18 protein-coding genes and 1 riboswitch are annotated in these 21,550 nt (G+C 62.1%); of the genes, 16 read left to right on the top strand and 2 right to left on the bottom strand.

Annotated elements, in window-relative coordinates:
- The first annotated feature begins 18 nt into the window (after positions 1-18).
- Positions 19-798 (top strand): SDR family oxidoreductase, encoded by a 780-nt coding sequence (locus VUN82_15695; GenBank protein ID XAS70549.1) that lies wholly within the window; start codon positions 19-21, stop codon positions 796-798.
- A 13-nt stretch (positions 799-811) separates the two neighbouring features.
- Here VUN82_15695 and VUN82_15690 read toward each other — a convergent pair whose 3' ends face one another.
- Positions 812-1,882, bottom strand: a complete 1,071-nt coding sequence (locus tag VUN82_15690; GenBank protein XAS70548.1) for an endonuclease/exonuclease/phosphatase family protein — start codon at positions 1,880-1,882, stop codon at positions 812-814.
- Between the two features lie 342 nt (positions 1,883-2,224).
- On the opposite strand from VUN82_15690, the gene ileS reads away from it, so the two are divergent.
- Genes ileS through ndk form a run of 4 tightly spaced genes read left to right on the top strand, consistent with a single transcriptional unit; the run spans position 2,225 to position 7,814 of the window.
- Entirely contained in the window at positions 2,225-5,533 is a 3,309-nt protein-coding gene (gene ileS, locus VUN82_15685; GenBank protein ID XAS70547.1) for an isoleucine--tRNA ligase, read from the top strand.
- A 3-nt stretch (positions 5,534-5,536) separates the two neighbouring features.
- The gene (locus VUN82_15680; protein XAS70546.1) at positions 5,537-6,898 is read left to right on the top strand and encodes a folylpolyglutamate synthase/dihydrofolate synthase family protein; all 1,362 of its coding nucleotides are present in this window, start codon (positions 5,537-5,539) and stop codon (positions 6,896-6,898) included.
- Between the two features lie 2 nt (positions 6,899-6,900).
- Positions 6,901-7,353, top strand: a complete 453-nt coding sequence (locus tag VUN82_15675) for a DUF4233 domain-containing protein (GenBank protein XAS74704.1) — start codon at positions 6,901-6,903, stop codon at positions 7,351-7,353.
- A 41-nt stretch (positions 7,354-7,394) separates the two neighbouring features.
- Positions 7,395-7,814: a nucleoside-diphosphate kinase gene (gene ndk / locus VUN82_15670; protein ID XAS70545.1), complete on the top strand. Its 420-nt coding sequence runs from the start codon at positions 7,395-7,397 to the stop codon at positions 7,812-7,814.
- A 79-nt stretch (positions 7,815-7,893) separates the two neighbouring features.
- On the opposite strand, the gene VUN82_15665 is transcribed toward ndk, so the two are convergent.
- Entirely contained in the window at positions 7,894-8,589 is a 696-nt protein-coding gene (locus tag VUN82_15665) for a vitamin K epoxide reductase family protein (GenBank protein ID XAS70544.1), read from the bottom strand.
- A 228-nt stretch (positions 8,590-8,817) separates the two neighbouring features.
- Here VUN82_15665 and VUN82_15660 point away from each other — a divergent pair, with 228 nt between their 5' ends.
- The 11 genes from VUN82_15660 (at position 8,818) to VUN82_15610 (ending at position 21,506) form a co-directional block, all read left to right on the top strand.
- Complete coding sequence (locus VUN82_15660) at positions 8,818-9,012, top strand: hypothetical protein (protein ID XAS70543.1); 195 nt, start codon at positions 8,818-8,820, stop codon at positions 9,010-9,012.
- A gap of 56 nt (positions 9,013-9,068) precedes the next feature.
- Positions 9,069-12,302, top strand: a complete 3,234-nt coding sequence (locus tag VUN82_15655; protein XAS70542.1) for an Rne/Rng family ribonuclease — start codon at positions 9,069-9,071, stop codon at positions 12,300-12,302.
- A 146-nt stretch (positions 12,303-12,448) separates the two neighbouring features.
- Positions 12,449-12,546: riboswitch (TPP riboswitch) on the top strand.
- Positions 12,538-14,088: a bifunctional hydroxymethylpyrimidine kinase/phosphomethylpyrimidine kinase gene (locus tag VUN82_15650; protein ID XAS70541.1), complete on the top strand. Its 1,551-nt coding sequence runs from the start codon at positions 12,538-12,540 to the stop codon at positions 14,086-14,088. (Overlaps the previous riboswitch by 9 nt.)
- 377 nt (positions 14,089-14,465) lie before the next feature.
- Positions 14,466-14,774 carry a 50S ribosomal protein L21 gene (gene rplU, locus VUN82_15645; protein ID XAS74703.1) on the top strand — a complete coding sequence of 103 codons (309 nt, stop codon included), beginning with the start codon at positions 14,466-14,468 and terminating at the stop codon, positions 14,772-14,774.
- A gap of 59 nt (positions 14,775-14,833) precedes the next feature.
- Entirely contained in the window at positions 14,834-15,097 is a 264-nt protein-coding gene (gene rpmA, locus VUN82_15640) for a 50S ribosomal protein L27 (GenBank protein ID XAS70540.1), read from the top strand.
- A 133-nt stretch (positions 15,098-15,230) separates the two neighbouring features.
- On the top strand, positions 15,231-16,817 hold the full coding sequence (obgE, locus tag VUN82_15635; GenBank protein XAS70539.1) for a GTPase ObgE: 1,587 nt from the start codon (positions 15,231-15,233) through the stop codon (positions 16,815-16,817).
- Entirely contained in the window at positions 16,807-17,985 is a 1,179-nt protein-coding gene (proB, locus tag VUN82_15630; protein XAS70538.1) for a glutamate 5-kinase, read from the top strand. The genes obgE and proB overlap by 11 nt, the downstream gene beginning before the upstream one ends.
- Entirely contained in the window at positions 17,982-19,346 is a 1,365-nt protein-coding gene (locus VUN82_15625) for a glutamate-5-semialdehyde dehydrogenase (GenBank protein ID XAS70537.1), read from the top strand. Before proB ends, VUN82_15625 begins: the two co-directional genes overlap by 4 nt.
- An 82-nt stretch (positions 19,347-19,428) precedes the next feature.
- Positions 19,429-19,668 (top strand): hypothetical protein, encoded by a 240-nt coding sequence (locus tag VUN82_15620; GenBank protein ID XAS70536.1) that lies wholly within the window; start codon positions 19,429-19,431, stop codon positions 19,666-19,668.
- Positions 19,669-19,723: 55 nt separating this feature from the next.
- On the top strand, positions 19,724-20,359 hold the full coding sequence (gene nadD / locus VUN82_15615) for a nicotinate-nucleotide adenylyltransferase (GenBank protein XAS70535.1): 636 nt from the start codon (positions 19,724-19,726) through the stop codon (positions 20,357-20,359).
- A 7-nt stretch (positions 20,360-20,366) separates the two neighbouring features.
- Complete coding sequence (locus VUN82_15610) at positions 20,367-21,506, top strand: hypothetical protein (protein ID XAS70534.1); 1,140 nt, start codon at positions 20,367-20,369, stop codon at positions 21,504-21,506.
- Positions 21,507-21,550: the final 44 nt, after the last annotated feature.

Genomic DNA, 21,550 nt, shown 5'->3' with positions numbered 1-21,550 from the left:
TGCGGATAGTGTGGTGCCATGACTTTGGCAGCACAGATGGCTCATCCAGTTCAGAACAAAACGGCAGTAGTAACCGGCGCGAGCACGGGCATTGGCGAGGCTACGGTGCGGGCGCTGGCCTCCACAGGCTGGAAGGTCTTTGCGGTTGCCCGCAGAGCCGATCGGTTGGGCGCGCTGGGTGCCGAAACCGGCGCCATTCCGTTCGCGGCTGACATCACCAGCGACGACGACGTGGCAGCCCTTTTGCAGGCTGTTTCCAAAGCCGGGGGAGCCGATACCCTCATCAACATTGCCGGCGGTGCCCGGGGCGCCGACACGATCGCGAACGCCGATACTGAGGATTGGGAGTGGATGTACCAGGTCAACGTCCTGGGCACCATGAAAATCACCCGGGCATTCCTTCCGATGTTGAGGGAGGACGGGGAAGGAACTGTCCTGAACCTGACATCCACCGCCGGACTGGCTGCTTACGAAGGCGGCGCCGGATACAACGCGGCAAAGTTTGCCCAGCACGCGATCACCACCGCCCTGAGGCTGGAAGAAGTGGGTAACAACATCCGGGTTATCGAGGTAGCACCGGGACTGGTCCACACTGAGGAATTTGCCCTCAACCGGCTGGGCGACAAGGACGCAGCCGCCAAGGTTTATGCCGGAGTCGAAAAGCCCCTCACGGCAGAGGATGTGGCCGACGTCGTCAAGTACGCAGTCTCGCTGCCACACCACATCAACCTGGACCAGATCGTTATCCGCCCTGTTGCGCAGGCGGCCAACCACAAGCTCATCCGCAAGGACAGCTAAAGCACGGGGCGTACTAGCTGGCGGGAATAATCAGCGTTGCCACAATGGCGGCATGGTCAGAACCGGAAACCTGGTGGACTCCGTAGCCGCTGCTGCTGATCCGGGGCGAGGTAACCATATGGTCGATCACGATTCCCGGAAGAGGTGGTCCCTCCATTGGCCAAGTGGGAGAGAACCGCCCGCCGGAGGCTGTTCCGACGTCGACGAGCTTTTTGCCGTCCTGTCCACCGCCCAGCGCGGGGTCGAGCAAGGCCCGGAACTCGGAGTGATCGTAGGTGGAGTTGTAGTCGCCCATCAGCAGGTGATGTCCCGGACGGGAGGCCTGTCGGGTAACCTGGACGAGGTCGCTGCGCCACTGCTGGATCCGCTCATCAACCGGGGGCAGAGCATGAACGTTCGTGAGGTTCAACGTGGCCTTGGAGCTGCCCGGATCGGTGATGCTGACGGGATCCGTGATGAGGACCCGCGTGACGTCCATCCGGAACGGTGTATCAGGCAGAAGTCCCTCCGGCTGCAAAGGAAACACGGAATACACGGCGCCACCGGAAGCGTCGTCGTTGGGTTCACTGACAAGGTTCGGCAGTATTGACTCCAAGCCTTCGGACCGTAGGCGGTCTTCCAGCCCTTGAGTATGCTCCTGGAGGGTCAAGAGTTGGACCCCGTTGTCTCGAACCAGCTTCACGATGGCACTTGCGTCAGCCTCACCGTATTCAGTGTTGAGGCTCATTACCTTCAGGGAAACAGTCGCGGTCCCGGCAGGAACGGTTTCCCTTCCGCCGTCAAGCGGAAACAGCCAGAACAGCTGGAGAGCCAGCAGGGCCGCCGTCGTGATGATGACCCACAGGCGACGCCCCGCCAACGCAAGGACCATCGCCAGGGCCGAGGGCAGCGCCATCCACGGGGTGAACGACAACAATTGAACAACCACCAGCGGCCACTCCGTGGCGACCGCCCTGAACAAGGACATTCCTGCCACCGGCAACGCCAAGAGCAGAGCCAGGACCGACCATATAGGGGATGCCTGGCCACCCAACCAGCGTTTTACCGGGCGTGCGGCCGGAAGGACAGGGGCGGGGTTGGTCATGGTGTCGAGTCTATGCAGCCGAGGGCATCCAGCTTATCCACCCGAAGGATGATCCTGCGAGTGGAGCACCGGGCTCTCCTGCCGCTAGACTTGGGAGACCAGCGTTGACCCGGCCATCACCGGTGAGCTTCCGGAAGAACAGCACTGACCACCGCAAAGGTGCCAAGCGCCCAGTAGAACCGGACGGGTAAGCCCGTCACAGCAGTAATGAGAGGCCGGAACCGGAAGTTTCCCGCACCAAGGGGCGCCAAGGTATCGGTAAGTGAGGTGGTACCGCGGCAACAGCAAACACTGAAGCCGTCCTCGCATCCTGACAGTCAACCAGCTATCACAGGATATGAGATGACCCACTACCCCAAGGCCTCAGCGTCTCCTTCAGGCACGCACGGCGTGTCCGCTTCCGTGAAGTTCCCGGAAATCGAAGAGCGCATCCTCAAGTACTGGGATGAAGACGGCACCTTCCAGGCAAGCATCGACCAGCGTGATGCAGGCAAAGACGGCAGCAACGAATTCGTCTTCTACGATGGCCCTCCCTTCGCCAACGGCCTCCCGCACTACGGCCACCTCCTCACGGGTTACGCCAAAGACCTTGTAGGGCGCTACCAAACGCAGCGCGGAAAGCGCGTGGAACGCCGCTTCGGCTGGGACACCCACGGGCTCCCCGCTGAATTGGAAGCCATGAAGCAGCTGGGCATGACTGACAAGACCCAGATCGAAGCCATGGGCATCGATAAATTCAACGACGCCTGCCGCGCCTCCGTGATGAAGTACGCCAACGAATGGAAGGCCTACGTCACCCGCCAGGCGCGCTGGGTGGACTTCGACAACGATTACAAGACACTCAACGTCGAGTACATGGAATCAGTGCTGTGGGCCTTCAAGCAGTTGCATGAGAAGGGCCTCACCTATAACGGGTACCGCGTGCTCCCGTACTGCTGGAAGGACGAGACCCCGCTCTCCAACCATGAACTCCGCATGGACGACGACGTCTACAAGAACCGCCAGGACCAGACCGTCACGGTGACGTTCCCCATCAAGGCGGGTTCGTCTGAACTCTCACAGGCGCTCGCAGGCGTCCAGGCGCTGGCCTGGACCACCACGCCCTGGACGCTGCCCACCAACCTGGCGCTCGCCGTCGGGCCTGGGATTTCTTACGCCGTCGTGCCCGCCGGTCCGAATGGCGTCAAGGCTGCTTCTGCAGAAGCGCCGGTCTCGGGCAGCTTCCTGCTGGCCGATGACCTCGTGGGGACCTACGCCAAGGATTTGGGGTACGACGACGCAGAGGCCGCAACTGCTGCCGTTGTTTCCAAGCACACAGGCGCCGAGTTGGCGGGCCTTGAGTACGAGCCGTTGTGGAACGACTTCGCCGATGCCGAGAAGTACGGCACCCAGAACGCCTGGCGCTTCCTCGTAGCTGACTACGTGACTACCACTGACGGTACGGGCATTGTCCACCAGGCCCCGGCCTATGGTGAGGATGACCAGAAGGTCTGTGAAGACGCCGGCATTCCCGTTGTCCTGTCCGTGGACGAGGGCGCGAAGTTCCTGCCGTTGTTTGCGCACGGAGAACTGGCCTCCATCGTGGGACTGCAGGTCTTTGATGCGAACAAGCCCATCACCCAGGTCCTCCGCGCGGACGGCCGCCTGGTCCGCCAGGCCAGCTACGAGCACAGCTACCCGCACTGCTGGCGTTGCCGGAACCCGCTGATCTACCGGGCCGTATCGTCCTGGTACGTCGAGGTCACCAAGTTCAAGGACCGCATGTCCGAGCTGAACCAGGAGATCAACTGGATCCCGGGCAACGTCAAGGATGGCCAGTTCGGCAAATGGCTGGACAACGCCCGCGACTGGTCGATCAGCCGTAACCGCTACTGGGGTTCGCCGATTCCCGTGTGGCAGTCCGATGATCCCGAGTACCCGCGTACGGACGTTTACGGCTCGCTCGCTGACATTGAGGCGGACTTCGGCCGACTGCCGGTGAACAACGAAGGTCAAGTGGACCTGCACAGGCCCTTCATCGATGAGCTGACGCGCCCCAACCCGGACGACCCCCGTACGCCGGCTGAGGGGCAATCCACCATGCGCCGCGTCGAAGATGTCCTGGACGTCTGGTTCGATTCCGGTTCCATGCCATACGGCCAGGTGCACTACCCGTTCCAGAACGAGGAATGGTTCGACACCCACAACCCTGCGGACTTCATCGTGGAGTACATCGGCCAGACCCGCGGCTGGTTCTACATGCTTCACATCCTGTCCACGGCGCTGTTTGACCGTCCCGCTTTCCGCAACGTCATCAGCCACGGCATCGTGTTGGGCTCCGACGGCCAAAAAATGTCCAAGAGCCTGCGGAACTATCCGGACGTTTCCGAGGTCCTGGACCGTGACGGCTCCGACGCCATGCGCTGGTTCCTCATGTCCAGCCCGATTCTTCGCGGCGGCAACCTGGTGGTCACCGAGCAGGGCATCCGCGACGGCGTTCGCCAGGTCATACTGCCGCTGTGGAATGTTTACAGCTTCTTTACCCTCTACACGAACGCTGCCAACGGCGGTTCGGGCTACGAGGCGAAGCTGCGCTACGACGGCTACTCCGACACCCTGGACCAATACCTCCTGGCCAACACAGGAGACCTGGTCCGGAACATCACTGCCAGCCTGGACAGCTACGACATCTCCGGGGCCTGCGATGAACTGCGCAGCTACCTGGATATGCTCACCAACTGGTACGTTCGTCGCAGCCGCCAGCGCTTCTTCGACGAGAATGTTGATGCCTTTGACGCCTTGTACACCGCCCTCGAAGCTGTGTGCCGCGTTTCGGCTTCCTTGCTGCCGCTGGTGACCGAGGAGATCTGGCGCGGGCTGACAGGCGGCCGCTCTGTGCACCTGGCTGACTGGCCTGATGCTTCGCTGTTCCCGTCCAACCCGCAACTGGTTGAAGCAATGGACCGCGTGCAGCAGATCTGCTCCACCGGTTCGAGCCTGCGCAAGGCCGCTAACCTGCGGGTCCGCCTGCCGCTCCAGGAACTGACTGTGGTGGCACCTGGTGCAGATGCGCTGGAAGGCTTCGCCGCCGTCGTCGCTGATGAACTGAACCTTCGCTCCGTCCGCTTGTTGGACGCTGCTTCGGCTTCGCCGGAGGAGTTCGGCATTGAGCAGAAACTGGTGGTCAACGCCCGGGCTGCTGGTCCGCGCCTGGGCAAGAACGTGCAGCAGGCCATCAAGGGGTCCAAGTCAGGCGACTGGTCCGTGAACGATTCTGGCGCGGTGGTGGCCGGGGGACTCGAGCTTGAGCCGCATGAATACAGCCTGGAGACTGTGGTAGGAGAAACGTCCGACGGCGGTGCTGCCGCCCGGAAGGCCGTCTCGGTGCTGCCGGGCGGGGGATTCGTCGTCCTGAACACCGAAGTCACTCCTGAGCTTGCTGCGGAAGGACTTGCCCGTGACATGGTTCGTTCCATCCAGCAAGCACGCAAGGATGCTGGACTGAATGTCAGCGACCGCATCCGCACGTCTGTCCAGGCACAGCAGGACGTTGTTGATGCCTTGGAAGCCAACGCCGAGCTCGTCAAGACCGAGACGCTGTCCCTGGAATTGGAAGTCCTTCTCTCCAGCGCCGAGGAACCGCGCGTCACCGTAGCAAAGGCAGGGGCCTGAATCATGACTGACGAATTCTCAGTGGAAAGTGTGTACGCCGAACTTCTTGGCCGTGCACCTGAAAACAAGATGGAACCCCGGTTGGCACCGCTTTTCAGGGCCATGGACGTGCTGGGGGAGCCCAACAAGGCTTTCCCGATCATCCACATCACGGGAACCAACGGCAAGACCTCCACGGCCCGCATGATTGAGGCCGGGCTTCGTGCACACGGGTTGAGCACAGGCCGTTACACCAGCCCGCACCTTTCAAAAGTCACCGAGCGCATCAGCATTGATGGTGAGCCCGTATCAGATGCGACGTTTGTTCGGATCTGGGACGAGATCCGTCCGTATCTGGAAATCGTGGACAACGAGCTCATAGCTGAGAACCAGCCCCGGCTCACATACTTTGAGTGCGTGACGATCCTTGGCTTCGCGATTTTCGCTGACCAGCCGGTGGATGTGGCGGTCATGGAAGTTGGCCTCGGCGGCATTACGGATGCCACCAATGTGGGCGATGGCCAAGTCTCTGTCATCACGCCGATCTCCCTGGACCACACTGATCTCCTGGGCGACACCACCGAGGACATCGCCTATGAGAAGGCCGGGATCATCAAACCGGGTGGTTTCCTGGTGAGCGCTGCCCAGCCGGTGGACGCTGCCCAGGTCCTGCTGGAAAAGGCCCGCGAGGTGGACGTCCCGTTCCGCTTCGAGGGTGTTGAGTTTGGTGTGGAGTCGCGCAGCGTTGCGGTGGGCGGACAAGTGCTGACTGTCCAAGGCCTGGCGGGTCGCTACGAGGACCTCCTGCTGCCTCTGCATGGTGCGCATCAGGCAGAGAATGCGGCCGTTGCTGTAGCGGCATTGGAGGCGTTCTTCGGTGGAGGAGAGAAAGAGCTCGATATAGATGTCCTGAAAGAAGCCTTCGGCAATGTGACGTCCCCCGGCCGCCTGGAAGTGGTGCGGACAGCACCGACCATCGTGGTGGATGCCGCCCACAACCCCGAAGGGATCCGCGTCTCTGCGGAGGCCATCCATGAGGCGTTCAGCTTCGGCAAGCTCGTGGTGGTCGTGGGAGTACTCCGGGAGAAGGACGCCGAGGAGATCCTGAAGACCCTGAAGGAGCAGCTCGGAGACCTGGCCGAGGAGTTCTGCTTCACCCAGTCCAACTCGCTGCGGGCCGTCCCTGCAGCGGAACTGGCCGAACTCGCCGTCGATCTTGGCTTTGGCGAGGACAACGTCCACATCGCCGAGAAGCTTGATGATGCCCTGGAATGGGCCGTTGAACGCGCCGAGTCCAATGATGACCTTTCCGGCGGCGTCCTTGTCACCGGTTCCATCACCCTGGTGGCCGAGGCACGCATACTGCTTGGCAAGGAAGGTGCGTGACCGTGGCAAGGCTGACCAAGGCTCAGCGTGAATGGCGCCCCGGCATGCCCAAAAAGCGCCGGTCCACCAAGGTGATGTTCGCTTCCACCGTGCTGTTGCTTGAAGCCTTCGTTGCCTTCTTCGGCACGTTGGTGGTCTTTGGCTTAAAGCGTGGCGAAGTGCCTCCTGGAATCATCCTGGGCGTCGGCATCACGCTCAGCGTAGTCCTCGTTCTGGCCTGTGCCGTGTTGTCCAAGCCCTGGGGAATCGGCCTGGGCTGGGGGCTGCAGCTCCTGTTGATCCTGACTGGGATCGCCGAGCCCATGATGTTCATCGTGGGCGTCCTCTTCGCCATCTGCTGGTGGTACGGAATTCGGACGGGGATGCGGATCGACCGTGAAGTGGCTCAACGGGACCGGGAACAGGCTGAATGGGATGCAACGCACAGTGACGAGGCAGGTCCGGAAACCCCGTAAACTGGCTGGGAAACCCACCCGCCCATCACATTGGAGCAACTGTGAGCATTGAACGGACCCTTGTCCTGATCAAGCCCGACGGCGTCGCCCGCAACCTCAGCGGAAGCATCCTCGCCCGGATCGAAGCCAAGGGCTACGCCTTGGCTGAGCTGAAGAAGGTCAACGCGACCCGCGAGCTGCTGGAGCAGCACTACGAAGAACACGTAGGCAAGCCGTTCTACGAACCACTGGTGGAATTCATGCTCAGTGGCCCGGTCATTGCCGCGGTCTTCGAAGGCCACCGCGTGATCGAAGGCTTCCGCTCCTTGGCGGGCACTACCGACCCCACCACTGCCACGCCGGGCACCATCCGAGGCGACTTCGGCCGGGACTGGGGCCTGGCAGTCCAGCAGAACCTCGTGCACGGCTCGGACTCCGTTGACTCCGCCGAGCGTGAGATCAAGATCTGGTTCGCGGGCTAACGACGCCCTCGCCGACATAACAGTTAAGGCCAATGTTCACCATGAACATTGGCCTTAACTGTTATGTCGCGGAGTTGTTTTAGTAGCCCGAGGTACCGGCGAAGACGTGGATGAAGGCGAAGAAGATCGTGGCGATCACAGCTACGTACAGCAGTGCCACAATGATCCATCCGGAGTCACCCAGGATCTTGGCCAGCGCTGGCGGGGCTTTGATGACTCCATGGGAGATGTTGCGGATGGTTACCCAGACGAACATGGGAATCATGACTGCCCACACCACCATGCAGTACGGGCACAGCACGTTGATGACATACAGGGCCTGAGACCACAACCACACAACAAAAACGAATCCAAGGGTTACACCTGCCTGCAAGCCCAGCCAGTAGCTGCGTGAATACTTGGCCCCGGCCAGGAGTCCCATGGCAGTGGTGATGATCACCGCAAAGGCAACGATCCCGATGAACATGTTGGGGAACCCGAAAACGGAGCTTTGCGGTGTCTGCATCACGGCTCCGCAGGAAACCCACGGATTCACATCGCAGAGCGTGATGTGGTTGGGGTCTTTGAGCACTGCCAGCTTCTCAAGGACCAATGCCCCGGAAGCCAGCCAGCCGACGACGCCGGTGATCAGCAGGAGCCACGCAAATGGCTTGTTTTCCACTGCTTTGGCGAGGGAGTCAGGCCGGGCCGCGCGCTGCAATCCAGGCTCGGTGGTCTTCCCACCCGCGGGGGTGGAGGCTTGATTGGCCAGGTTTCCCCTGGCGGTGCTTGGCATCGCGGACGCAATCCTTTTCGACAATGACCCGGCCAGTCCGGGAACGGCTCTTCTGAGGATTGTAACGCCGGAGGCTGGACGTGGTCCCCAGCTCGTGGCGGCACTTTCCCCACCGTGCGACACAGTCTCCTACGCTTCGAATGTGCAGGGGTGTGAGAGAATGAACATGGCCGGAAGCCGATCCACATTCGGAATCCGGTCCGGTGACTTGTTCCCAAGACCGCCAGCATGAGCAGGGCCTGCCTGGATCACGTGATCCTTCGCATGCCCGCCATGACAATGGACGGCACCTGGTTGTGGCAGCAGAACAACGGGTTTCAGAGCAAAGCCATCGGCCTTCCAGGGCTGCCGCACCCCAATGATGGTGCGAACCGGAAGGAATACTACCGACTTCTGTCAACGCCTGAGGGTTTTGACAAATAATTGCCCCACTGGGCGCCGGATGTGGCGGCGTCGCTGGGGCAGGAGTGTTGCCACATATGGATAATGACCAGGTTGTAGCCGTTAACGAAGAGGCAGCTACCGCGGAAACTGCGGAAGCGCCCAAAAAGACCACCCGGACACGGCGCAAGGCTGCGCCCAAAGCGGTCGAAACAGCCGGTACTGAAGAAGCCGTCGCTTCTGAGGAAGCTGCCGAAGAAGCCACCGGTACTGAACCCACCGAAGCAGCCGTGAAGGCGCCGGCACGCCGTAGCCGCGCACGCAAGACAACAGTGCCTGCCGAGCCCCTCCCCAGTTTTGATGACCAGGCCGGGGTAGCGTCCCTGCCGGAAACCGATGCCGAACCTGCCCCTGAAAAGCCGGTCCGCCGTCGTCGGACTACCAAGCCCAAGGACGTAAACGCAGCTGACGCAACGGCCGCTGAGACGCCTGCAGCCTCTGGCGCAGTGGAAACCACCGAAGAAATCACGACGCCGGATGCCGCGTCCCAGCCCACGCCGGACGCTCCCGTAGAGGGCATATCTGTAGAAGGCACCATTCCCGCCGAGGAAGAGGCTGAAGCTGCCGAGGAGTCCGCCCCCGGTTCAACGTCTTTGTTCCTGGAGCCGGTCTCCATTACGTCCATGATCTTCCAGGCCCCTGACCTCAGCACCGTGGCACGTCCGGCCGTCGAGGAAAAGGCCGAAGAGACTGAAGAAACTCCGGAAACGGGGACAACCGAGGAGCTGGAGGATTCCAGCAGCCGTCGTCGTCGCCGGAGCCGTGGCCGCCGTGGTCGGCGCGGAAACGAACGCGACGAGTCCGATGCCGAGGACGGCACTGAGACTGAGGACGAAGAAGAAGCTCCGGCAGCGGAAGCCCTCGAAGAGGGCGTCACGTCGCGTCGTCGTCGCCGTCGCCGCAGGGGTGACCAGGATCTCGAACTGACGGGCGGCTCTGACGATGACCCGCCCAACACGGTGACCCGTGTCCGCGCGCCCCGCCCGATCACTGAGACGGCCCCGTCAAACCGCGTTACCAGCGTTAAGGGTTCCACCAGGCTTGAGGCCAAGAAGCAGCGCCGCCGCGAATCCCGCGAGACCGGACGTCGCCGCCAGGTGATTACCGAGGCTGAGTTCCTTGCCCGCCGCGAGTCCGTGGATCGCCAGATGATCGTCCGCCAGCGCGACGACAGAATCCAGATCGCGGTCCTTGAAGACGGCGTCTTGGCCGAGCACTTTGTGTCCAAGACCCAGCAGGACTCCCTCATTGGCAACGTGTATCTGGGCAAGGTCCAGAATGTTCTGCCTTCCATGGAGGCTGCTTTTGTTGACATCGGACGTGGCCGTAACGCCGTGCTGTATGCCGGTGAAGTGAACTGGGACGCAGTGAACCTTGAGGGCCAGCCGCGCCGGATCGAGAATGCGCTGAAGTCCGGTGATTCCGTCCTGGTGCAGGTCACCAAGGACCCGGTTGGACACAAGGGTGCCCGCCTCACCAGCCAGATCTCCCTCCCGGGCCGCTACCTTGTGTACGTGCCGGGCGGTTCCATGACCGGTATCTCGCGCAAACTTCCTGACGTCGAACGCAACCGCCTCAAGCGCATCCTCAAGGATCGCTTGCCGGAGAACGCCGGCGTCATTGTGCGCACAGCCGCTGAAGGTGCTTCCGAGGAAGAACTGACGCACGATATCAACCGTCTGCGCGCGCAGTGGGAAGGCATTGAAGGGCAGGCGTCCTCCACCAAGGTGCTTGCTCCGGAACTGCTCTACGGAGAACCCGACCTCACCATCAAGGTTGTCCGGGATGTCTTCAACGAAGACTTCTCCAAGTTGATCGTTTCCGGCGACGACGCCTGGGACACCATCGAGGCTTACGTTACGTACGTGGCTCCCGATCTGGTGGGCCGCCTTGAGAAGTGGACCAAGGACCAGGACATTTTTGCTGCCTGGCGTATCGATGAACAGATCCACAAGGCATTGGAACGCAAGGTTTTCCTTCCGTCTGGTGGTTCCCTTGTCATCGACCGCACCGAAGCCATGACTGTGGTGGACGTCAACACAGGTAAGTTCACCGGCAGCGGCGGGAACCTGGAAGAAACCGTCACCAAGAACAACCTTGAAGCAGCCGAGGAAGTTGTTCGCCAGCTACGCCTGCGCGATATCGGCGGCATCATCGTCATCGACTTCATTGACATGGTCCTCGAATCGAACCGTGACCTGGTGCTCCGCCGAATGGTGGAATGCCTGGGTCGTGACCGCACCAAACACCAAGTGGCCGAAGTGACATCGCTGGGCCTGGTGCAGATGACCCGCAAGCGCATGGGCACCGGCCTGCTCGAGGTATTCGGTGAGCAGTGCGAGCACTGTGCCGGACGGGGTGTCGTCACCCATGATGAGCCGGTGGAGCACCGACGCGCCAACGTCGTTGCTGCCGAGCATCACCGCCCGCACGTCGAACCCCAACAGCCTGCTGCACGCACTGATCGTAAGCGCCGCCGTGGCAAGGGTGGGGGACCGGCAATGGCCGAAGTGCCTCCTACAGTCCACAGCACGCCGGCCGCCCCCGCAGCTCCTGCGACCACGGAGTCCGTGGACCCGGTCCGCCAGGCGAAGGCTGAGGCGACCAGGGCAGCTCTTGCCACGATCGCCGCTGCAGCACATGCCGCCCACCTGCACGATGACGAGGTTCACCGCGCGGAGGAGCAGGCCCGTGCAGCAGGCCAGCAGGGTCACACCGATGGATCTGCCCCTGAGGCTGCAACCGGCGAGGCTGGCGTTCCGGCTGCACCTGATACCGCCAGTCATGAGGCTGCGGTTCGGGAAGCGCGCGCCACTCCTGTTCTGCGTTTCGGTGGCGAAGAAGTGGCTCTTCCGTTTGTGGAACATCATGAGGAACCAACTGCTGGCAAGCCGGCCATGAGCCTGGACCTGCTGGCCGAGGCGTTCTCGCACCTCGGTGCCTCGCCGTCTGCGGAGGAAGAGGCCACGGCTTCGGTTTCCGAACCTGCGGCTGCTGCCGCCGTTTCCCCTGCCAGTGCTTCTGCTGGCACTACCGATGAGCACGATCATTCGTCGCGTGCCCGTGGTCGTCGTGGCCGGAGGAACCGCAGTGCCAGCAGGGCGCAGGGTGCCGCAAACGAAACCAGTGTGGAACACCACGAGGTAACTGCTGCTGCCGCTGGCGGATCTGCCCATGAGGCCAAGGCGCCAGCAGCGGAAGAGCCGGCCAAAAAGAAGGTAGCGGACGAACCCATCATCCTTGGGGTGGGAGTTCCCGCTTCAGAGCTGTAAGCAGGGCAACCTGCCACTATGCAACGAAAGAGTCCCGCAGCATCCGTTTACGGCGGATACTGCGGGGCTCTTTCGTTGCCCGCCAGTCACATCGATTCCGTGAAGCTGTCCGGTTCCCGGGGCGAGGGGCTTCCGGGCTACGCTAGGAAACTGACACGGGGTGCCGGGCACGGGCCAGGCTGAGATCCAGACCCGTTGAACCTGTCCGGTTAGCACCGGCGAAGGGATGTCCACCATGGCTTCATCGTCGAATTCCGCTGTCTACCCTGTCTGCGCTGCGGGTATGGGAGCAGTCCCGGCCCTGCCACATCCGAGGGTGCTCAGCATTGCCGGCTCGGATCCTTCTGGCGGCGCCGGAATCCAGGCAGACTTGAAGAGCATCGCAGCGCACGGGGGCTATGGCATGGCTGCCATCACGGCTTTGACGGCCCAGAACACGTTGGGCGTCAGTGCAGTCCATGTTCCGCCCGTCGAGTTCCTGCGTCAGCAACTGGACGCGATCAGCAGCGATATTGAGATTGATGCGGTCAAGATCGGGATGTTGGGTGATGCGGCCGTCATCGACGAAGTCCGCAGTTGGCTCGAAGAGGTGCGTCCCGCCGTCGTGGTCCTTGACCCGGTGATGGTTGCCACCAGCGGCGACCGCCTTCTGCGGGAGACCGCTGAAACTGCGCTGCGCAGCCTCCTGCCGTTGGCGGATCTCGTCACCCCAAACCTTCCCGAGCTGGCGATGTTGCTGGGGGAGCCCGAAGCCCCCGACTGGGCTACGGCGCTTGACCAGGGTAAACGCCTGGCTGCTGAGTGTGGAACGACGGTTTTGGTAAAGGGCGGCCACTTGGCAGGAAACGACTGCCCCGATGCGCTGGTCAATACGAGCGGTTTGCTGCGACAGGACGTCATCGAGGTGCCTGGGCCCCGCGTTGATACCAGGAACAGCCACGGAACGGGGTGCTCGCTCTCCTCGGCGTTGGCCACGGTCCAAGCCCGTACCGGCGACTGGGAGGCGTCTCTCCGCGAGGTAAAGCCGTGGCTGCTGCAGGCCCTCGCGGCGGCCGACGGGCTGAAGGTGGGTAAGGGCAGCGGGCCGGTCCACCACTTCCACCACATGGAGCCAGCGCTGAATCCTGCCGGGAAATCCGGCGACTTTGCCGCGCGGCTGTGGGCCGAAGCTGCGCCGGAATTGGATGCGATTTACGGTCTCGCCTTCATCCAGGGCCTGCAGTCAGGCCGGCTCCCGGAGCCCGAGTTCAACTACTACCTGGCCCAGGACGCCATTTACCTGAACGGCTACTCCCGGGTTTTGGCGCGCGCAGGTGCACTTGCCCCCACTGAAGAAGAGCAGCTCTTCTGGGCGAAGTCATCGCAACTCTGCCTTGAAGTGGAGTCCGAGCTCCATCGGAACTGGCTGAGCACGCGCTCGGCCTCAACACAGACCGGACCCGTGACAAGGTCGTACGTGGACCACCTGCTGGCCACATCAGCCTCCGGCAGTTACGCCGTGTTGCTGGCGGCAATCCTGCCCTGCTATTGGCTGTATGCGGAGGCAGGACAGCAACTCCACGCCGCCTATGTGGACGCCGGCGCCCCCAGCGAGCACCCGTACGCCGCCTGGCTGACGACGTACGCGGACGAGGAGTTTGCTGCCGCAACCCGGAAGGCGATCGACTTTACTGATGCCGCGGCAATTAGCGCCTCCGCCCAGGAGCGCGGGGCCATGGTTGAGGCCTTCGCCCAGTCTTGCCGCTACGAGACAGCCTTCTTTGATGCACCCCGGCTCTTCGCCTGAGCAGGGCTTCCGGGGTTGGCGGCTGGGCAATTCCACAAAAATCCAGCGCGTCGTCGGCCAAATCGCAGTATTCCTCCACAAACCCTGTAGGCTGTATGGGCACGGTGCCGGGAGAGTCCGTTACAACTGGTGATGCAAGTCACCCGATAGCCTCCGGACGCGGCCTCATTTGCAGCTGAAGGTCAAACTAGCGTAATCTTGATCTTCGGTGCTTACGCCAACACTTGGGTTATGCCCCTTGGAATTGTTCATGGGATGACTCGCGGGCTTCGATCAGAAGTCCACGGCGTTGAGGCACAGCGCGAACCAAGCCTGATTCCGGTTCAAGGTTCCGCACGCAAATTTAGTAAGAAACGTCGAGAGAAGTGAGTACCCAAGTGGTGTACGCGATTGTCCGCGCAGGCGGCCGCCAAGAAAAAGTTTCCGTTGGAGACTACGTAACGCTTAACCGCGTCCCCGGTGGAGCCGGCAGCACTCTTGAGCTGCCCGCCTTGCTCCTGGTTGACGGCGACAAGGTCACGTCCGCTGCTGCGGACCTGGCCAAGGTCACGGTCACGGCTGAGATCCTTGAGGACCTTCGCGGTCCCAAGATCGTCATCCAGAAGTTCAAGAACAAGACCGGCTACAAGAAGCGCCAGGGTCACCGTCAGGAACTGACCAAGATCAAGATCACGAGCATCAAGTAACTTTCGTTACTCTGTTCAGATTTTCAGTTTCCCCAGAAATTTAGAGGCAGGCATTTCACATGGCACACAAAAAAGGCGCGAGCTCCACTCGCAACGGTCGTGACTCCAACGCACAGCGCCTCGGCGTCAAGCGGTTCGGTGGCCAGGTAGTTTCCGCAGGCGAGATCATCGTTCGCCAGCGTGGAACCCACTTCCACCCCGGTGCAGGCGTCGGCCGCGGTGGCGACGACACCCTGTTCGCACTCGAGGCCGGTGCGGTTGAGTTTGGTACTCGCCGCGGCCGTCGCGTAGTGAACATCGTTGCTGCTGCAGCTGCAGAGTAACAACAAGTTCTGAACCGGTGGAGCGGGCCAAACGGCCCGCTCCACCGTTCTTTTAACCGCATTACAATCGATTAGGGCGTCTATGGCGCTCTGATTTATGCAACAGCGCTGGCAACAGCAAGAGGAGATTCACGTGGCGAGCTTTGTAGACCGGGTAGTCCTGCACGTATCCGGCGGAACCGGCGGCCACGGCTGTGTCTCTGTCAAGCGCGAAAAGTTCAAGCCACTCGGCGGGCCCGACGGTGGCAATGGTGGCAATGGTGGCGACGTCATCCTTCGGGTGTCGGCGCAGACCACCACCCTGCTGGATTATCACCACGCCCCCCACCGCCATGCCACCAACGGTGGCCCGGGCATGGGCGATTGGCGCGGCGGCAAGAACGGCGAAACCCTGATCCTTCCCGTGCCGGATGGCACTGTGGTGAAGACCAAGGACGGCGAAGTCCTGGCCGACCTCGTTGGCGAGGGCACGGAGTATGTTGCGGCTGCAGGTGGCCAGGGAGGCCTCGGAAACGCCTCACTTTCCTCCCAGAAGCGCCGCGCGCCAGGCTTTGCGCTGCTTGGCATCGAGGGCGAATCCAGTGACATCGTCCTGGAGCTGAAGTCCATCGCCGATATCGCCTTGGTCGGATTTCCGTCCGCAGGAAAATCCAGCCTCATTGCAGCGATGTCAGCTGCCCGGCCCAAGATTGCCGATTACCCGTTCACCACCCTCATTCCCAACCTTGGCGTCGTCCAGGCCGGCGACATCCGCTTCACCATCGCCGATGTTCCCGGACTGATCGAGGGCGCCAGCGAGGGCAAGGGCCTTGGCCACAACTTCCTGCGCCACGTCGAGCGCTGCGCAGCCCTGGTTCACGTCCTGGACTGCGGAACTTTGGAATCGGACCGTGATCCCCTCTCCGATTTGGCCATCATCGAGGCGGAACTGGAAAAGTACGCCGTTGACATGAGCTATGCCGGCGTCGACGGCGAAGTTGTGCCGTTGAACGAACGTCCCAAGCTTGTTGTCCTGAACAAGGTGGACCTCCCTGATGGCAAGGACATGGCTGAGTTCGTTCGTCCGGAACTCGAAGCCCGCGGCTACCGGGTCTTCGAAGTTTCGGCAACCAGCCATGTAGGCCTGCGCCAGCTTGGCTTCGCCATGGCGGAGATCGTCAAGGCTGCACGGGACGCCGTTGAGACTGCGCCTCCCAAGATTGCCCCGCCTGTCCTTCGTCCCCGCGCCGTCAACGAGAGCGGATTCCGGATCCGCCGCGAGGAGAAGAACCTCGAGCCGTTGTTCCGCGTCCTCGGCGAGAAGCCTGTCCGCTGGGTCAAGCAGACCGACTTCACCAACGAGGAAGCCATCGGCTACCTGGCTGATCGCCTGGCCAAGCTCGGCGTCGAGACTGAGCTCTTCAAGGTTGGCGCCAAGCCCGGCGATACCGTGGTCATCGGTGAGGACGATGGCGTGGTCTTCGACTGGGAGCCCACCATGATGGCCGGTGCCGAACTGCTGGCAACTCCCCGCGGTACCGACATCCGCGTCGCCGACATCGGTGACCGTCCCACGCGTTCACAGAAGCGCGATGAACAGCTTGAGCGCCGCGAAGCCAAGGCTGCTGCCCGCGCCGAATTGGAAGCCGAGCGCAAGGCAGGCATCTGGACTGAGTCCGTCAGCCGCCGTCGTGCCCAGCCTGTGACGGAAGGCACCCTGGATACCGGTGATGACGACTAGGACCGTCGAAATTCCGAACGAAGAGGTCCTTGAACGCCAGGCCCTGGCCACCGCCAAGAGGATTGTGGTCAAAGTGGGCTCGTCCTCGTTGACCAGTATCAAGGGTGGCATCTCCGAGAAATCGCTGACGTCGCTGGTTAATGCGTTGGCGGACAAGCGAAACGCAGGCACTGAAATCATCCTGGTTTCTTCTGGTGCTATTGCAGCCGGCCTTGCTCCCCTGGGGCTGGCCAAACGCCCGAAGGATCTTGCGACGCAGCAAGCCGCGGCAAGCGTGGGGCAGGGCCTCTTGATGGCGCGCTATACGCAAGCTTTCAGCGCTCACGGCGTCACGGTCAGCCAGGTCCTGCTGACGGCTGATGACCTCATGCGCCGGACGCAGCACACCAACGCGTTCCGGGCCCTGGATCGCTTGCTGAATCTTGGCGTCGTTCCCGTCGTCAATGAGAACGACACCGTCGCCACCCACGAGATCCGTTTTGGCGACAATGATCGCCTCGCGGCTTTGGTGGCCCACCTGGTCCGCGCCGACGCGCTCGTGTTGCTCTCCGACGTCGACGCCCTCTATGACGGTCCGCCCTCCCATGGGGCGAAGCGGATCGCATTGGTCCGCGGTCCGCAGGACCTCGAAGACGTGACCATCGGCAAGGCGGGTAAAGCAGGTGTGGGCACCGGCGGCATGATGACCAAAGTGGAGGCCGCTTCCATTGCCGCGGGCTCGGGCATCCATGCCTTGGTGACGTCCACGGCGAACGCTGCGGCAGCCCTTGCGGGGGAGGACGTGGGAACGTGGTTCGCCGTGAACGGCAACCGCAAGCCCGTTCGCCTGTTGTGGTTGGCCCACCTGGCAACGGTTCACGGGCGCTTGATGCTCGACGACGGCGCGGTGAAAGCCGTGCGCGACCGGCACAGGTCGCTCCTTCCCGCGGGCATTTCGGACATCAGCGGTGATTTTGAAGCAGGTGACCCCGTGGAAATGGTGGCCTTGGACGGGACCGTCGTGGCGCGTGGCCTGGTGAACTATTCCTCGGAAGAGCTTCCCCGCATGCTTGGCCGCAGCACACAGGAGCTCGGACAGGCGATGGGCAGGGGTTACGACCGCGAAGTTGTTCATGTTGACGACCTCGTACTCCTTCAGGCCGTCCGCTCATCTAAACTTGGAACATGACTGAAGCGCTGACCCCTGACGCCCCTGTGATTTCCGACGTTACCGGTGCCGCCGGCCAGACGCCGGAGACCCCTGTGGCAGGAGGCGCTCCGCTGTCACCGGAAGACGTCCAAACCGCGGTACACGCCATTGCGGACCGTTCCCGGAAGGCTGCCCGACGCATGGGTCAGGCCAACCGGGCTTGGAAGGATAGCGCCCTGCGTGCCATCGGGACCGCCCTTCAGGAGCGCCGGAAGCACGTGCTGGACGCAAACGCGAAGGACGTCGCCGCAGGCCGTGCCAATGGTACGTCTGCCGCACTCCTGGACAGGCTGACACTGACACCTGCCCGCATTGAGGGCTTGGTTGCGGCTTTGGAGAACCTGGCTGGCTTGCCGGATCCTGTCGGAAACGTAGTCCGCGGACAGACTTTGCCCAACGGCTTGCGCCTGCGCCAGGTCAATGTCCCCATGGGCGTTGTTGCCGCTATTTATGAAGCGCGCCCCAACGTCACGGTGGATATTGCCGGTCTGGCGCTCAAGAGCGGTAACGCCGTCATCCTGCGTGGCGGTTCGGCAGCTGCGAACACCAACGAGGCCTTGGTGCAAATTCTTCGGGAAGCTCTGGACTCGGTAGGCCTGCCTGCCGATGCCGTGCAGACTGTTGACCAGTACGGCCGTGAGGGCGCCAACGTGCTCATGCGTGCCCGCGGTCGGGTTGATGTCCTGATTCCCCGTGGTGGACGGGACCTTATCCAGACTGTCGTGACCAACTCTGCCGTGCCTGTTATTGAAACGGGTGAAGGCAACGTGCATATCTTCATCGACGAATCAGCAAACGAAGAGATGGCGGTTGACATTCTTTTGAATGCCAAGACCCAGCGTCCCAGCGTTTGCAACACCGTCGAGACCCTCCTCGTCCACTCGGGCTCCACCGTGCTGCCTGCCGTTGCAGCCGCACTCCGCTCTGCCGGAGTCACGCTCCACGTGGATGACCGGATCGCCGCTGCCTTGGGCAAGGACGTGGAAACCGTTCCGGCCGACGACGACGATTGGGCCACCGAGTACATGGACCTGGACCTCGCTGTGGCCATGGTGGACAACCTTGATGATGCCCTTAATCACATCCGGAAGTGGACCACTGGACATACCGAAGCGATCCTGACGAACAACCTGGCCAACGCCGAAAGATTTATCGCTGAAATCGACTCGGCCGCCGTCATCGTCAATGCTTCCACGCGTTTCACCGACGGCGGTGAGCTCGGGCTCGGAGCAGAAGTGGGCATTTCCACCCAAAAGCTGCATGCCCGCGGGCCCATGGGCCTCACGGAACTCACCACAACCAAGTGGATCGTCCAGGGCGAAGGCCAGATCCGCGGCTAGCTACGCGGTAACATAGAACACAAGTCCGGAACGGCGGGGAGTCCCGCCGTCGAAAATCCTTGAGAACCAACTAGGGGAGAAGATGCTGTTTCAGCAGATCGCCACGTCCATAGCAGCCCAAACAGAAGGCGGCCACGAAGCGCCCGCCCCGCTCTGGGCCGAGCCGTGGGTCTTCGGAGTCAGCATGTTTGCTCTCCTGCTGGTTTTGATGTTCGTTGCTCTCTCCTACACCAACCTCGGCAACCGTCACGAGGCTGTAGAAGAGCACTCGGATCCGCACCGCCAGCACCCGAACAAGCACACCCACAAGCAGGGCCACTAACATTATCGCCGCAACTCCGCGCGGGGAGTCGGAGCGCAGGCTCCGGCTGGGCGTGATGGGTGGAACTTTTGATCCCATCCATCACGGCCACCTTGTGGCTGCAAGTGAGGTTGCCGCCAAGTTCGATCTCGACGAAGTCGTTTTCGTGCCTACTGGCCAACCTTGGCAGAAGTCCAGCAAGCAGGTCAGCAAACCCGAGCATCGATATTTGATGACCGTGATCGCCACGGCATCAAACCCGAGGTTCACGGTGAGCCGGGTTGATGTTGACCGCCCCGGACCCACTTACACTATCGACACCCTGCGCGATCTAAGGGCCCAGCGACCCGACGCTGATCTGTTCTTCATCACTGGCGCCGACGCTTTGGCCCAGATTCTGTCCTGGAAGGACGTTGACGAACTCTGGTCTTTGGCGCACTTCGTTGGTGTAACGCGCCCTGGCCACGAACTGGACGGCATGGGCAGGGAAGACGTCAGCCTCCTGGAAGTTCCGGCTATGGCGATTTCTTCAACGGATTGCCGAACACGCGTAGGTGCGGGGAACCCCGTCTGGTACCTCGTGCCCGATGGCGTGGTGCAGTACATCGCCAAATATGGTCTGTACGCCGCACACTCCGGGACCGCGCGGCCAGGGACAGGGGAGCTGGCCCCCGCATTATCCGGATCAGACGACCAAGCACGTACTGAATGAGTTTTGAATGAGCAGCCAGGAACAGCGACCCATCCGCAGCAGGCGTGAGCTTCGCCGCGCCCGCGAAGAGAACCAGGAGCCGCAGGCCGAAGCTACACCACCCCAGGTAGTGGACGCAGCGGAGAATGCTGTAACTGGTCGTAATCGCCGTGCTGCTGACGCGCCTGTAGACGCAGTGGGTGCCGCCGCGCAGGAGCGGTCCTCCCAGATCCGCGCCCGCGACCGTGCTGCGCTGCGTACCATCAAAGAGCTCGCAGACAAGGAAGAGCAGCTCTCCGGCGGCGGCCCACCAACACGTCGGCAGCTTCGCCTGCAGCAACTCCAGGCAGAAGTGGCCACCTCTGCCAACCCCATCGTCCCAATGCCTGGCGGAAATCCGACTGACAAACCGGTTGCTGCCAAGGCCGCCCCAGCGCCTGATGCGGGCGCTAGGGGTTCCGACGACGATTCGGCAGCCAGCGCTGGTACCGCAGAATCTGAAATGTCTGTGGAGCAGGCACTCGCGGTACGTGAACTGATTGCTGCGCAGGTCCAGAATCAAACCGCCAAGCTTGAGCACATTGCCGAGCAAGATCCACTGGCTGTCGATCCTGAAGTCCTCGCCCAGCAGATTGCCCTTGCCGAGCGTGCTGCGGTGCTGAACAAGCGGGCCGCGGCCAAGCAGAAGCTAGCCGAACAGAACCAAGCCGAAGCAAAGGTGCCAGCTGCAGCCTCGGTAGGTCCGTCCACTGCCAACAACCTTGCCATGGTCACGCCACTGGAGTTCGTCAAGGTTCCGGGCATTGAACGCCCGGTCATGAAGCGTCCCAGCACCACATTCGTGCCGCTCGTGACGTCGTCGGGTCCCACGCTTGATACCGCGAAGGCCCCGGCCAGCGGAAAGGGCACACGTGGCCGTTCGGGTGTTCTCGCGCGTGCCGAGGCTGTGGCAAGGAACGCGCGGAAGCGGCCTGTCGCCGTCGACGAACAGCTTGAAGAAACGCAACGCCCGCCGGTTTCTGCCAGTGCGGCCTATGGGCTTGACCCCCTGGACGCCAACACGGCCGGCTTGGCCCGGGCACAGCGCAACAGGCTGCTGCAGCTCGGCGTCCTGGCGTTGGGTGTTCTCGCGCTCATCGTCGGCATCATCATGATCACCAGCGGCTAATTTCGCTAGAACCCGGCTAACGCCATTTACAGGCCACTGGCCAC

The sequence above is a fragment of the Micrococcaceae bacterium Sec5.1 genome (assembly GCA_039636795.1).
GTDB lineage: Bacteria > Actinomycetota > Actinomycetes > Actinomycetales > Micrococcaceae > Arthrobacter.
The sequence above is the reverse complement of the archived record's forward strand: the minus strand, read 5'-3'. Positions and strand labels throughout refer to the sequence as shown.

Bases quoted from the DNA above. Each gene is read 5' to 3' on its own strand.
- VUN82_15665 (XAS70544.1), bottom strand. From the start codon at position 8,589: ATGCCAAGCACCGCCAGGGGAAACCTGGCCAATCAAGCCTCCACCCCC.
- rpmA (XAS70540.1), top strand. From the start codon at position 14,834: ATGGCACACAAAAAAGGCGCGAGCTCCACTCGCAACGGTCGTGACTCC.
- nadD (XAS70535.1), top strand. From the start codon at position 19,724: ATGGGTGGAACTTTTGATCCCATCCATCACGGCCACCTTGTGGCTGCA.
- VUN82_15650 (XAS70541.1), top strand. From the start codon at position 12,538: ATGGCTTCATCGTCGAATTCCGCTGTCTACCCTGTCTGCGCTGCGGGT.
- VUN82_15695 (XAS70549.1), top strand. From the start codon at position 19: ATGACTTTGGCAGCACAGATGGCTCATCCAGTTCAGAACAAAACGGCA.
- VUN82_15620 (XAS70536.1), top strand. From the start codon at position 19,429: ATGCTGTTTCAGCAGATCGCCACGTCCATAGCAGCCCAAACAGAAGGC.
- VUN82_15660 (XAS70543.1), top strand. From the start codon at position 8,818: ATGAGCAGGGCCTGCCTGGATCACGTGATCCTTCGCATGCCCGCCATG.
- ileS (XAS70547.1), top strand. From the start codon at position 2,225: ATGACCCACTACCCCAAGGCCTCAGCGTCTCCTTCAGGCACGCACGGC.
- VUN82_15610 (XAS70534.1), top strand. From the start codon at position 20,367: ATGAGCAGCCAGGAACAGCGACCCATCCGCAGCAGGCGTGAGCTTCGC.
- VUN82_15690 (XAS70548.1), bottom strand. From the start codon at position 1,882: ATGACCAACCCCGCCCCTGTCCTTCCGGCCGCACGCCCGGTAAAACGC.
- proB (XAS70538.1), top strand. From the start codon at position 16,807: ATGACGACTAGGACCGTCGAAATTCCGAACGAAGAGGTCCTTGAACGC.
- VUN82_15655 (XAS70542.1), top strand. From the start codon at position 9,069: ATGGATAATGACCAGGTTGTAGCCGTTAACGAAGAGGCAGCTACCGCG.
- VUN82_15625 (XAS70537.1), top strand. From the start codon at position 17,982: ATGACTGAAGCGCTGACCCCTGACGCCCCTGTGATTTCCGACGTTACC.
- VUN82_15680 (XAS70546.1), top strand. From the start codon at position 5,537: ATGACTGACGAATTCTCAGTGGAAAGTGTGTACGCCGAACTTCTTGGC.